General features: G+C 38.6%; 14 protein-coding genes. 6 read left to right on the top strand and 8 right to left on the bottom strand.

The features are described 5' to 3' along the window. Positions 1 to 110 precede the first annotated feature (110 nt). The gene (locus tag ND6B_RS00235) at positions 111 to 557 is read right to left on the bottom strand and encodes a hypothetical protein (protein WP_033104414.1); all 447 of its coding nucleotides are present in this window, start codon (positions 555 to 557) and stop codon (positions 111 to 113) included. 257 nt (positions 558 to 814) lie between these two features. Here ND6B_RS00235 and ND6B_RS00240 point away from each other — a divergent pair, with 257 nt between their 5' ends. Both ND6B_RS00240 and ND6B_RS00245 read left to right on the top strand, forming a co-directional pair. Continuing rightward, positions 815 to 1,195, top strand: coding sequence for a BlaI/MecI/CopY family transcriptional regulator (locus ND6B_RS00240; protein ID WP_028835022.1), 381 nt, complete (start codon positions 815 to 817; stop codon positions 1,193 to 1,195). Positions 1,196 to 1,206: 11 nt separating this feature from the next. Further along, positions 1,207 to 2,811 (top strand): M56 family metallopeptidase, encoded by a 1,605-nt coding sequence (locus ND6B_RS00245; RefSeq protein ID WP_033104413.1) that lies wholly within the window; start codon positions 1,207 to 1,209, stop codon positions 2,809 to 2,811. A gap of 153 nt (positions 2,812 to 2,964) precedes the next feature. Here the strand turns inward: ND6B_RS00245 and bcp are convergent, their stop codons facing one another. Both bcp and ND6B_RS00255 read right to left on the bottom strand, forming a co-directional pair. Next, on the bottom strand, positions 2,965 to 3,444 hold the full coding sequence (bcp, locus tag ND6B_RS00250; protein WP_013465264.1) for a thioredoxin-dependent thiol peroxidase: 480 nt from the start codon (positions 3,442 to 3,444) through the stop codon (positions 2,965 to 2,967). A 10-nt stretch (positions 3,445 to 3,454) separates the two neighbouring features. Then, entirely contained in the window at positions 3,455 to 3,988 is a 534-nt protein-coding gene (locus ND6B_RS00255; RefSeq protein WP_013465263.1) for a glycine cleavage system protein R, read from the bottom strand. A gap of 355 nt (positions 3,989 to 4,343) precedes the next feature. Here ND6B_RS00255 and bamC point away from each other — a divergent pair, with 355 nt between their 5' ends. Together bamC and ND6B_RS00265 are read left to right on the top strand one after the other, a co-directional pair. After that, the gene (bamC, locus tag ND6B_RS00260) at positions 4,344 to 5,402 is read left to right on the top strand and encodes an outer membrane protein assembly factor BamC (protein WP_033104412.1); all 1,059 of its coding nucleotides are present in this window, start codon (positions 4,344 to 4,346) and stop codon (positions 5,400 to 5,402) included. 65 nt (positions 5,403 to 5,467) lie between these two features. Continuing rightward, a complete protein-coding gene (locus tag ND6B_RS00265) occupies positions 5,468 to 6,856 on the top strand; it encodes a YjiH family protein (protein ID WP_024601116.1) in 1,389 nt (462 codons plus the stop codon). A 34-nt stretch (positions 6,857 to 6,890) separates the two neighbouring features. Here the strand turns inward: ND6B_RS00265 and ND6B_RS20065 are convergent, their stop codons facing one another. Further along, positions 6,891 to 7,040, bottom strand: coding sequence for a DUF2897 family protein (locus ND6B_RS20065; RefSeq protein WP_076916055.1), 150 nt, complete (start codon positions 7,038 to 7,040; stop codon positions 6,891 to 6,893). 85 nt (positions 7,041 to 7,125) lie between these two features. Next, positions 7,126 to 7,662, bottom strand: a complete 537-nt coding sequence (locus ND6B_RS00270) for an acyloxyacyl hydrolase (RefSeq protein ID WP_033104411.1) — start codon at positions 7,660 to 7,662, stop codon at positions 7,126 to 7,128. Between the two features lie 246 nt (positions 7,663 to 7,908). Between ND6B_RS00270 and ND6B_RS00275 the strand changes: the two genes are divergently transcribed. Beyond that, positions 7,909 to 8,502, top strand: coding sequence for an MlaC/ttg2D family ABC transporter substrate-binding protein (locus ND6B_RS00275; RefSeq protein ID WP_024601118.1), 594 nt, complete (start codon positions 7,909 to 7,911; stop codon positions 8,500 to 8,502). Between the two features lie 209 nt (positions 8,503 to 8,711). Beyond that, positions 8,712 to 10,049, top strand: a complete 1,338-nt coding sequence (locus ND6B_RS00280; RefSeq protein ID WP_024601119.1) for an ankyrin repeat domain-containing protein — start codon at positions 8,712 to 8,714, stop codon at positions 10,047 to 10,049. Between the two features lie 63 nt (positions 10,050 to 10,112). Here the strand turns inward: ND6B_RS00280 and ND6B_RS00285 are convergent, their stop codons facing one another. The 3 genes from ND6B_RS00285 to arsC are packed head-to-tail and all read right to left on the bottom strand — an operon-like array spanning position 10,113 to position 11,463. Then, on the bottom strand, positions 10,113 to 10,565 hold the full coding sequence (locus ND6B_RS00285) for a DUF2069 domain-containing protein (RefSeq protein ID WP_033104410.1): 453 nt from the start codon (positions 10,563 to 10,565) through the stop codon (positions 10,113 to 10,115). Next, positions 10,562 to 11,116 (bottom strand): NAD(P)H:quinone oxidoreductase, encoded by a 555-nt coding sequence (gene wrbA / locus ND6B_RS00290; RefSeq protein WP_033104409.1) that lies wholly within the window; start codon positions 11,114 to 11,116, stop codon positions 10,562 to 10,564. The genes ND6B_RS00285 and wrbA overlap by 4 nt, the downstream gene beginning before the upstream one ends. After that, on the bottom strand, positions 11,116 to 11,463 hold the full coding sequence (gene arsC / locus ND6B_RS00295) for an arsenate reductase (glutaredoxin) (protein ID WP_013465254.1): 348 nt from the start codon (positions 11,461 to 11,463) through the stop codon (positions 11,116 to 11,118). The genes wrbA and arsC overlap by 1 nt, the downstream gene beginning before the upstream one ends. Between the last annotated feature and the right edge of the window lie 43 nt (positions 11,464 to 11,506).

The following is an 11,506-nucleotide window of genomic DNA, read 5'->3' as shown; positions in this document are numbered from 1 at the left end:
TTAACCGCTAGGGTAGGCATATTTATCATTGAAATAATAAGCCGATGATAAAAATAAAGCCGCCTTTGTAAGGTAAATTAGTATAACGCTGAATACTTGGCTCTGAAAATTCAAACAATGGCACTAACAAGTGCCCCCGCGTCTGTAATACCTGCATCCTTCATGGCTTGGCTGATCATTTGCACAAGCGCAATTACCTGAGATTGTGTTGATGAAACGATGTTTGCTTGTGCTTCAATTTGTGCCTGTATAGCCTCGTCTTCTTGGTCCGATTGAGCTTGTAATTGAGTGAGTTGCTCTTTTTGTTCTTCAAGCAGCTGCTTGAGCTCTTTAAGTTGCTCTATCATTTTTGCAATATATTCAGGCATCTCTGAATTTGTGGTTTTTTCAGCTTTTTGCTCAGCCTCTTTTCCTGAGAGCTTATTACGCTCTCTGTCTGATAATTGATAATCAGTGTTGTCCTGATTTTTTGTTGTGTCTTTTGTTTGTTGTGCAATATTTGTTTTTTCGGCTGTAATTTTAATGTCAAAGGCTGAGTGTTTATTTAGCTGTATCACGGTTAATTATCCATAATGTTATTCGTTACCAATTTAGCTATCGGCAGGAATGCTAAAGTACTAAAGCGATAAATACAAAAAATGATATCTCATTATTTATGCTCACTTCGATAATTATGCCTCTTATCGCTTATGTATTTACCAACCTCTAAATTTATTTTTTATTTTAAATTATATAATTTTTATATTGACACACTGAGTGCTTATTACTACATTTGTAATAGTTGAAAACTACAGTTGTAGTAATAGAGGTTAAAATGAAACTTAGTGAATTTGAATTAGACATAATGCAGTTGCTTTGGCAGCACGAGCCTTGTACTGCTAGCCAGTTACATAAAGCCCTACTTGCTGATACAAAAAAAGATAAGCAAGTAGCTTACACCACAGTAAAAACAATCGTTGATAGGTTAGAACAAAAACAAGCGATAGCTCGCTGCGGGCAAGAGGGGAGAGCGATTGTATTTAAATCAGTGATCACTCAAAGCGCATTTTCAGCACAAGCAATGCCTAGCTTCATGCAGCGTTTTTTTAAAGGTAACTCTCGCAGCTTAATTGCCCACTTTATTAAAGAAGAAAAGCTGAATGACGAGGATATTGAGTACCTACAATCGTTATTGAAAAATAAAAAGCAAGATTAAAGGAGAAGGCTATGATGGATTATTTTGTAACTTGCACAATTATTAGTGTGTGTTGTTTGCTTGCATCATTAGGGATGAAAAGTGCCCCTTCTAGATTAAATTTTTACGTAATAATGCTGGCTTTAATAGCCTGGTTTGTTCCTTGGCAATACTTTTCTCAATTGCCATTATTTGAAAGTACATCGCAATATACTGTTAATGTTGCTGAGTTTAGTTTTTTAAATACGTTAATAGCCCCTACCAGTGCGCAGGTCATAACATCAGAAAGTAGCATTATTGCACCAGTGAGTTGGTTACCATCATTAAACCATATTTTTAGTGTATTGCTGTTTAGTGGAATTGGCTTGTTTACATTGCGTGTTGCTATGTATGTAAAGTTAGTCAAAAACTTAAAAGCTAACTCAAGCTTATATAGCACTTCAAAACGAGAAAACTGTATATACCCAATAAGATTCACCTCAATTGGAGGGCCTGCTTTTGCAACAGGATTAGTCAATCCGGTTGTTTGGCTTACTCCTGAGATGGAAAATCGAAAAGAATTAAACTCTGTTATTGAGCACGAATTAACGCACTTACAACAAGGTGATATTTATTGGACATGGCTAATTTGCTTTATAGAAAGTGTTTTTTGGTGGAACCCAATATGCTCAAAACTAGCGCGTTTGGCAAAAGAGCAGTTAGAGCTTAGTTGTGACGAAAAATGTATGCGTAAACTCAAAGGTAAGTATCAGTTAGATTTAGCCAGTTTGTTACTCTCTGAGCATGAAAAAAAATCTAAATATAACTTTTTCACTCCCCCTCTTTTGAATATTGAACACTCAAAGAGTTTTAATATTCAAAGGATCAAAATGTTAAACAAGGAAAAAACAATGAAAAGTAAACATATGGTAATGGCTTTGGCTGCACTGTCTTTTAGCGCGTTGGCAGCAGCACAAATTGTTGATGAAAATCCAAAGAATGACCAACATAGTGCGCAAAAACAGCCCGCTGCTAGTAATCAGTATAACCAACAGTTAGCGCAACTTTTAGAGGTAGCTGGTGATGCAAAAAGTGATCAACCAACACAACTAATACAAACGGCAAAAAATATTCAAAAATGGTATGCAAATAGAGATGTGCTATCAGGTTTTGAAGAGGGAAAAATTAAATTAGAAAGTTATACTTTACTCGTTCATGTTTTTTCTAAACTTGAACAATATGAAGATATCTTAAGTGCTTACGAAACATGGTATCCAGCAGGAAGCAACCCGCCATATTTTACGAAAAACTCGCTTGCTAATGCCTACATACAACTAGGTCGTTATGAACTGGCTATTGCTGAGTTAGAGGGGTTGTCTAGAGAGCTTGACGGTAACTTACACGAAGGTTCTGCTGGAAACTTAGCATTAGCTTATATTTATGCAGCAGATTACGACAATGCATTAGATACACTGCAACAAGGTAATTTAGAGGGAAGTGCTTATGGTGATGTTTTAAAATACTACATTTACGATCAGCAAAATAATCAAACAAAAATGGCTGAATTAAAAGGACGTTTACCAGCAGCCTTTGCGGTAACACCGGCTCTACTTCCTCGAGTAGGTATTCCACAATCACCGTTATTAGCTAAATTATAAATAAGCAAATATAAAAAAGCGTTGCTCTTGAGCAACGCTTTTATTTTTATCTTGTTTAGCCTTTAGCCTTTAGCCTTTAGCCTTTAGCCTTTAGCCTTTAGCCTTTAGCCTTTAGCCTTTAGCCTTTAGCCTTTAGCCTTTAGCCTTTAGCCTTTATTCAGCTGCTAAATAATCTAATACCACTTGGTGGTGATCTTTGGTTTTGAATTTATCAAACAAGTGTTTAATTTTACCGTCTTGGCCTACTAAGAAAGTGAGGCGGTGGATACCGTCGTACTCTTTGCCCATAAACTTTTTATAGCCCCACACCCCAAATGCGTCAGCAATGGCATGATCTTCATCTGAAAGTAGATCAAAGTTAAGCTCTTTTTTTGTTTCAAAGTTTTTAAGACGCTTAATCGGATCTGGGCTTATGCCAACAACATGGGTGTTAAATTTAGCAAGTTCTGCTTGTTGGTCACGCAGGTTTTCGGCTTGTACGGTACAGCCAGGCGTTGACGCCTTAGGGTAAAAATACACCAGTACTTGTTTTTCTTTTAATAACTCGCTAAGCACGACGGTTTCATCATTTTGGTTTTGTAAGCTAAAAGCCGGTGCTGTGTCGCCACTTTGTAATGGGGTAATTTTGTTCATGCTAAACTCCTTAGCGAATACGTCGAAAGATGTAATCTACGTTTAAAACGTGCGAAAGGTTTTCAAAACTAATTTTAAATTGGTCAATATCAACGTCAACGGGAATATTAAATTCAAGTTCACAGCGCATTTTAAGCTCAGTTTCTTCTTCGTAGGTGTCTGACTTTAATGAGCAAATATTAATATTATTATCTGCAAAAAAACGCGTTACTTTACTTAATGTGCCAGGGGTGTCTATGCCGGTATATTCTAAGGTATAGCCTGCACAAAACTCGCTTTGATTATGGCTTGAAGTACGCTTCATCATAGTGAGCAGTCCAAGCTCCATGCCTTTGGTCGGTAATGTATGCTCTATGCGGCTAATGGCTGACATATCACCGCTAAGTAGCATAATAAAGGTGAATTCGTTGCCTAAAATCGCAATACGGCTATCTATAATATTACAGTGGCAATCGCTTACGAGTTGCGTAAGTTCACTGACGATGCCCGATCTATCCTCGCCAATTGCGGTTAAAACAATTTGATGATTTGAAAATGCAGTCATGGGTTTTAAAGTACCTAAGTTACTTGGATGAAAACAACCGACTTGGCAACAAAAAAATAAACACGTAGCGTTGCACGGCGGCAAAGTTTAACACAAAACCCGCGTTAAACTATAGCAGCGGTTAATTTTAGGCGGTTAATAGTGCAGTGTTTCTTGTTTTTACAAGCTTGTGAAAGTACCATAGCAAAAATGTGTCTATTTGTAGCCTAGTCCGTTTGTTATCTCATAGGCTGAATGCAGTTAGGCAAGCAAATTATAAATGTAAAGTTAATATTGATTTTACACTGAACCAAATCGGCATTACCCACTCATATATTTGTTAAAACAATTAAGGGTATGCTAAGGAGAATTATCTGTGCAGTATTGGATCCCAAAAGCACTAGCAGTAAGTGTATTGGTAAGTTTGTCAGGGTGTAGTGTATTTACAAGTGATGCTCATAATGAGCGTAATTACCGCGCCCATGAGCCGGTTAAAGCGCCTGCATCGTTATCTCAACCCGCTCAAGATCCTGTTTATAAAATGGATGTGGGTCAATATGATAATAATCCGGAGGCAACAAACTATCGTCCGCCGGCGCAAGTTTTAACCATTGCTAAAGGCAGTTGGGTTGAGGAAGCAGATAAACAAGCGCGTATTTATTTTGATAAAAATGACGGCATTGAAGATTTAGATGTGTTTATTTGGGATTCGATTCAAGCGGTGCTTGCTGATAATAACATTAACGCAACACAGCAAGATAAAACGCAAGGAACACTCGTAACCGATTGGTACGCTATTGTAAAGCCAGAAGAAAGCTGGTTATGGGGCAATGATGAAAGCGTTGATTTAGAGCGTTTTAAATTTACCATTGAAGAAAAAGAACACCAACGCACAGCGTCTTTAACCGCTGAGCTTATTGATTTTAAAGGTGATAAGCCGCTAACTGATTTATTAAAACAACAGCTTGAAGTGCGTGCGCTTAACCAAGTAGTGAGCGAGTTTGATTACCGCTACCGTCAGCTTGAAGTTGATATGCGTAAGCGTCAAGGGATCATCTCGTTAGAACTCGGGTTTGATAACAAAGGCAATGCCGCACTTGTTACTGAGCAAACGTATGACACCGTATTCGATCGCTTTTCTGGATTTTTAGAGCGTTTATCTTTTACTATTGTTGAAGTAAACCAAGAGACAGGTTTAATTACAGCAGATTATGCGAAAGTAGAAAGCAGTGTGTGGGATTCAATTTGGGGCGATGAACCAACAGAGCTTCCAATTGATGAAGGTCAATACCAAATTTTGGTTAGCAAAACCAAACAAGGTGGCACCAGTCTAACGTGGATGGATGACAAAGGCGAAACGCTTGAACCAGGTACAATGAATGGGTTACAACAAGCATTAGAAGCGGCGTTAATCAAGCGCGGTATTAAAATTTAATAAATATAAATACTTCCCACAAAAAGAGCACTTAGCTCTTTTTGTGGTTTTTACAGGTTGAAAATATGTCTCAGTTAGATTCATCACGCCCAGCACCGGTCCAAAAAAGTTATGATTTGAAAGTATGGTTGGTTTTTTTAATTCCTTCATTAATCGGTGTTTTTTTGTTCATGACGCCAGTACCGTCTGGCGAAATAATGACGATCCCTATTGCGGTAATGGCAAAAGCAATTCAAGCCTTATTTAGTGAAATAGCACTAGGGCTAATAGCGACAATTATTTGTATTACTGGCGTTATGTCGTTGATATTTAGTGTGTTTAAACCGAAAAGCTTAACCAAATTTCGCTTATTAAATCATTTGTTTAATGTGAGTTGGATTTGGTTAGTAACACGGTTATTTGGTATGGCGTTTGTGCTTTTAACTTATTTTCAAGTTGGGCCGCATGCTATTACCTCAGAAAATACCGGTTTATTAGTATTAAAAGATTTACTACCAGTGTTGTTTTCGGTGTTTATTTTAGCGGGCTTGTTACTGCCGTTATTACTTAATTTTGGTTTACTTGAGCTGGTGGGTACCTTACTTACTAAAGTAATGCGTCCATTGTTTGGCGTACCAGGGCGCAGTGCAGTTAACTGTGTTGCTTCGTGGTTAGGTGATGGCAGTGTCGGTATTTTGATGACTGCACGCCAGTATGAAGATAAATACTACACTCAACGTGAAGCTGCGATTATTGGTACCACTTTCTCTGCTGTATCAATTACCTTTTGTTTGGTTGTTATTGGCCAAGTAAAGCTTGAATATTTATTTGCACCTTTTTACCTAACCGTGTGTTTAGCGGGTGTAGTGGCTGCGATAATTGTTCCGCGTTTACCGCCACTGCGTTTTAAAAAGGACGTGCTTATTGATGGTGAAGAGCCCGATGGAAACGCTGAATTGGTTCCTGAAGGCAAAACATTATTTAAGCATTCACTTGATGTTGCATTAACTAAAGCAGAAAAAGCACCAGGCTTAAAAGGCACAATTGAAGAGGGCTTACACAACGCATTTGATATGGTGTTTGCAGTATTACCTGTGGTAATGGCTGTGGGTACATTTGCGTTAATTATTGCTGAGTACACGCCGATATTTCAATATTTAGGTATGCCGTTTATTCCATTTTTAGAATTACTACAAATACCTGAAGCTGAAATGGCGGCGCAAACGATTATGGTGGGATTTGCAGATATGTTTATTCCGTCTATTTTAGCCGCAGGCTCAATTGAAAGCGATGTAACACGCTTTATTATTGCTGCTATGAGTGTAACGCAACTTATTTATATGTCTGAAGTGGGCGCACTTTTATTGGGTAGTAAAATACCGGTTAATATTTTTGAGCTATTTGTTATTTTTATTCTCAGAACCTTAGTAACCTTGCCTGTTATTGCCTTAATGGCACACTGGTTAGTTGGTTAGAACAATCATTTAAACGAAAAAAAGCCCTGAATATTCAGGGCTTTTTTGTTTCTTTGCTTTGCGCAGATGAGCGTGGTGCTGAGGGTTTAAACTCGCTTTTTGCACTTAAACGCAGCAGTACTAAATTGCCGATAACAATAGCCAGTACAATCACGATAACGAGTACGATTTGCCAAATTTGCATTGCGATGCTCTTATTTTTTATTAAGCGGTAATTATGACCACTTTAAATAAAAGCCGCAATCCTCTCTAGGACTGTAAATAAGCAATTAAAACCGTTGTGCCACCGATAACGTTAAAAAGTTAATGCCTGGGTTGGGCGCTTTAAATCCGGCGTTTGAATAGTGAATAATTCGCAGCGCTACATTGGTTTCACCAAAATCTGCCACTAGGCCTATCCTATCTTCAAACTGATAGTGAGTACTTAGGTTTTTACCGGCAAAATAGCGCTCATCAAGTAATGAAAAACCAATGCCAGCCTCTACATAAAAGGGGGTGTTGTATACACTAAATGCTGGAAATTGCACCACCGGTGACACAGCCAAGACCACGTTGGATTGTGATTGTTGATCATGGCGGTATTGCCACACGTTAACGCTGCTTTCTAAATAAAAACGAGCATCGCCGACAAAGTTTTGCATTCCTTGAGGGTGATATTGATACGCAAGCTTTGTCCCTGTTACATTGCCTTCTCCTTTTAAAAAATCGACGGCATAACCATGGTTAGAGGATGCATAAGCGGCTTTGGTAGCCAATATAAACAGGGTAAAAACAAGAACAAAAAGTCTGTTGTATGAGGTTTTCATAACGGCCAACTAGGGTTTAAGTCAAAATATTAAAGGGATAATAAGGGCGGTGAATTGGTGTTTTCAATGAGGACAAAAAGCCGCTTGTATATGGCTTGTTAACCGATTTATTTAACCAATTGAATTTATTTAATTAATTCAATTGGTGCCAATTAGGCATTAATAAGTTGCTTATTTATGCCTTTTTTATTGCCTGTTATTTGCGTAAATTACGCTTAAATTAATTATTTAAACTATGCATTTTTTATGAAACTTATAAAGCTTTTAGTGGTTATTGCTGTTTTTTTCAGTAGCACTTTGTATGCACAAACGCAGCCATCACCTAAGCAGTTATTGCAAACTGTAGCAGAATCATTATTTAACGATATTGGACAGGTAAATGCGAAAGGCGATGCCAGCAAAGAAGCCATGTCGTTAATTGTTCAGCAGCGTTTAATGCCACATATTGATGTTAAGTTTGTGTCGTTTAAATTATTAGGTAAGCATATTAAAGGTATTAACCGCGAACAAGGTGTTGCGTTTATTAATGCTGTAGAGCATTACTTAACAGGAACATATGCCGGTGCGCTTATGAAGTACACAGGGCAGGATGTAATATTTGAGCAAGACGCTGCTGCAAGCGACTCTAAATTTGCTACGGTAAAAACGCAAATTATTGAACCGAATAAGCCAACCATTGATTTGCACTTTAAATTGCGTTTAGGTAACAACAACCAGTGGAAAGTATACGATATTGTTGCAGAGGGAATTTCGTTACTCAGTGCTAAGCAAAAAGAGATCATTCAACGTATTTCTGATGTGGGATTAGACCAAGTCACAGCAGAACTTCAGCAAAGTTAGTACTTTTGCAATTAACAGCTCCAACCTAAAAGCAGCTAATGGCAGATGTCGTTAGCTGCTTTTGTATTTTGGCCTATATTGCATGAGTTTACGCTAGCTTGGCTACCTAGCTGTGGTAGAATATTGGCTTCTTTGATTAAGCGTGGTGTCAGCTAAATACTGTTATAACTGACTACTCACCCGAGCTACACTGGAGTTGTGTTGTTTTAATGGAAAATGTACTAATTTGGCCAAAGGAATACCCGTTACTGGTCAAAGGGCTGGTTGAACAAAACGGTGCCTTCATTTTAGATGCTTTAGAAGCTTGGCCCGCCTGTCGCTCTACTGAAGAAGATAATGGTGTATGCACTACTGTTTTACCCCCAATTTATTATTTAACCTGGTTAACCCCCTTAGAGCCATTTGAAGAGTGTTATTTTCAGCATATTTCTGAATATGATGAAAACGCACAAGAGTATATTGCTGCACTGAAAGAGCATTATTTTGCCAATGATTACAGCATAGAAAATATTGTGCTAATGCTGTGTCAGCGACTTGAAAAGTATGCAAGTGTGTCGGCACAAAATAACATTGAAACGCCACTTTCTTTAATTAGCTTATTTTTTAGTAAACGCTTTTTTACTCTGATAGAGCATGCGCTAGAGCAAGGTGCAAAGCTCTCAGCTGAAGATACCTTATCTATTTGGAAAGAGGTCGATTTTAGAGAGCGTTTAAGTGCGCATATTCCCCAGTCGATTGCTGATATTGACCACTTAGCAGAGCTGACCAGTGAAAAAGTGGCTGCTGGCAAAGATTACTTTACTTTGTTAACTCAGGTGTCTCCTGATGTTGACTCTATTGTGCTTTTAGAAAATGCCTTACTTGCGCATTTAAACAAGAAAAAAGCTAAGCAAACCATGGCAATGCGCTTTATTGAGCAAGGCGCCACGGGCACCTTAACCGATGAAGATAATAAAACAGCATTTATGTGGGCGGCAGAAAAAGGCTACGTAAATGTAGTAGAAACACTCCTGCAGTACCAAGATAAAAAAGCGGTAGACGGCCAAGGTAATACGGCGCTGCATTACGCGGTGATAAGTAAAAACGAATCGTTAATGATTTTACTGCTCAAAGCAGGATATGACTTTAGAGCGCGAAATAACGAGGGGTTAAGTTGTTACCGATTAGCGGTTAGTATAAAAGCCAGCAACTTAGTTAAGTGCCTTGAGCGCGACTTTGGTATTAAAGAGTTATCGCCAGAAGGGCAGCTAGAGCGAATTAAAAAGGTGCATGTGTTACATGCGGTTGTGGCTTTATTATTACCGCTACAGTTATTTTTCTTTTTTGATGAAAACATCACTATAAAAAGTGAGCTTACTCTTTTTATGACCATGACGGCGGTGGTGTGTTTTTTCTTTGCAACGAACTTAAAGCGCTGCTCATTGTACCCGCATGTAAAACACCCATGGGGGTTGTTTTTAGTAAGAATGATGTCGGTTTTTAGTCTTGTAGCTCAACTAGGTTTAGCCTGTATTGTGGGGCTGGCAGCTTTAAGCGAGTTAGTTTAAAACTTAATATCTTGCTACAAAAAAACGCGCTAATTAGCGCGTTTTTGCATTGTTGGGTATTTATTACGGATTGTTTTTATCGTGCTCGTGTGCGGCTTTTTCTTCAGCGAGCTCATCTTTAAGCTTACGAATTTTAAGCCCAAGTTCTTGCCCTCTGTGGCGCGCATAATAAGTACAGCCAATAAACATAGATGAGGCAAATAATAACTCTAGTAATACCCATATAAGCTCATCTTGTGCGACCCACAGTAATGTAAACCCATGAATAAAATAAAACATAACAATAAAATTAGCCCACGCATAGGTGTAGGCTTTATCTTGTAATATGCCTTTTAAAGGCAGTAATAGTGGCAATACATACACTAAGAAAAGAAAGGTGTTACTGTGGCCGTCTCTTGGGGCTAATATAAACATCCATAACGGCATTAAAATAAGCAGGCCAATATAACCAAATAAGGCTAGGCGCTGAAATTTAATGGTAACCGGTTTTTTAGCAGGCTCGCTTGCTTGAATCATTTAAGTTTACTCGCAACTTGAGTCAGGCGCTTTCCTACGCTTTGACATATTTTAATTTCATCCTTACTCAGGGTTGAGCTGTTATTGCTACCTGCAACGTGAGAGGCGCCATAAGGTGTTCCTCCTGTTTCGGTGCCGAGCAACTCAGGTACATCGTAAGGTACGCCCATCAACATCATCCCATGGTGTAACAAAGGCAATGACAAATTGAGTAGGGTTGCTTCATTGCCACCATGCATACTGCTTGATGATGAAAACACACAGGCAGGTTTATCAATAAGTTGGCCTTTGAGCCAAAGATCGCTGGTGGTTTCCCAAAACGTTTTTGCTTGTGAAGCCATCATGCCAAAGCGGGTCGGCGTACCAAATGCAAGCCCGTCGCAGGAAACTAAATCATCTTTACTGATCACAATGTCGTGCGGGTTTTTGGCCACAAAAGTACGCAGTAATGCGGTTGCGCCTTGTTGCTCTATTGACTCTGCAATCTCATGCGCCATAGCCTCTACTGAGCCATGGCTTGAGTGATACAGCACCACGATAGTTGTGCTCATTATAAAACGCTTAATACGTTTTCAGGCGGGCGACCTAGGGCGGCTTTATTGTTATTTACTACAATAGGGCGCTCAATTAGTTTTGGATGATTGACCATGGCATCAATAAGCACTGACTCGCTGTTTTCATCTTTTAAATTAAGCGCTTTGTACTGCTCTTCTTTGATGCGCATCAAATCTCGTGCCGAATTAAACCCAAGTTGAGAAACTAAGGTACTAATTTGCTCATGAGAAAGGGGTGTTTTTAAGTATTCAACAACACTCGGTTCAATGTTTTTACTTTGTAATAGGTTAAGGGTTTCGCGTGATTTTGAACAACGCGGATTATGATAAATAGTAACTGACATAAAAATACATCCAAAGTATAAATTGTGGCTATTTTAGGTGAAC

It is taken from the genome of Pseudoalteromonas sp. ND6B, from assembly GCF_000764215.1.
GTDB classification, from domain to species: Bacteria; Pseudomonadota; Gammaproteobacteria; order Enterobacterales; family Alteromonadaceae; genus Pseudoalteromonas; species Pseudoalteromonas tetraodonis.
This window is presented reverse-complemented; position numbering and strand designations above follow the sequence as displayed.

What these genes read in the sequence shown, in the direction of transcription:
- ND6B_RS00240 (WP_028835022.1), top strand. Translation starts at nt 815, where the DNA reads ATGAAACTTAGTGAATTTGAATTAGACATAATGCAGTTGCTTTGGCAG.
- ND6B_RS00245 (WP_033104413.1), top strand. Translation starts at nt 1,207, where the DNA reads ATGATGGATTATTTTGTAACTTGCACAATTATTAGTGTGTGTTGTTTG.
- bcp (WP_013465264.1), bottom strand. Translation starts at nt 3,444, where the DNA reads ATGAACAAAATTACCCCATTACAAAGTGGCGACACAGCACCGGCTTTT.
- ND6B_RS00255 (WP_013465263.1), bottom strand. Translation starts at nt 3,988, where the DNA reads ATGACTGCATTTTCAAATCATCAAATTGTTTTAACCGCAATTGGCGAG.
- ND6B_RS00265 (WP_024601116.1), top strand. Translation starts at nt 5,468, where the DNA reads ATGTCTCAGTTAGATTCATCACGCCCAGCACCGGTCCAAAAAAGTTAT.
- ND6B_RS20065 (WP_076916055.1), bottom strand. Translation starts at nt 7,040, where the DNA reads ATGCAAATTTGGCAAATCGTACTCGTTATCGTGATTGTACTGGCTATT.
- ND6B_RS00270 (WP_033104411.1), bottom strand. Translation starts at nt 7,662, where the DNA reads ATGAAAACCTCATACAACAGACTTTTTGTTCTTGTTTTTACCCTGTTT.
- ND6B_RS00275 (WP_024601118.1), top strand. Translation starts at nt 7,909, where the DNA reads ATGAAACTTATAAAGCTTTTAGTGGTTATTGCTGTTTTTTTCAGTAGC.
- ND6B_RS00280 (WP_024601119.1), top strand. Translation starts at nt 8,712, where the DNA reads ATGGAAAATGTACTAATTTGGCCAAAGGAATACCCGTTACTGGTCAAA.
- ND6B_RS00285 (WP_033104410.1), bottom strand. Translation starts at nt 10,565, where the DNA reads ATGATTCAAGCAAGCGAGCCTGCTAAAAAACCGGTTACCATTAAATTT.
- wrbA (WP_033104409.1), bottom strand. Translation starts at nt 11,116, where the DNA reads ATGAGCACAACTATCGTGGTGCTGTATCACTCAAGCCATGGCTCAGTA.
- arsC (WP_013465254.1), bottom strand. Translation starts at nt 11,463, where the DNA reads ATGTCAGTTACTATTTATCATAATCCGCGTTGTTCAAAATCACGCGAA.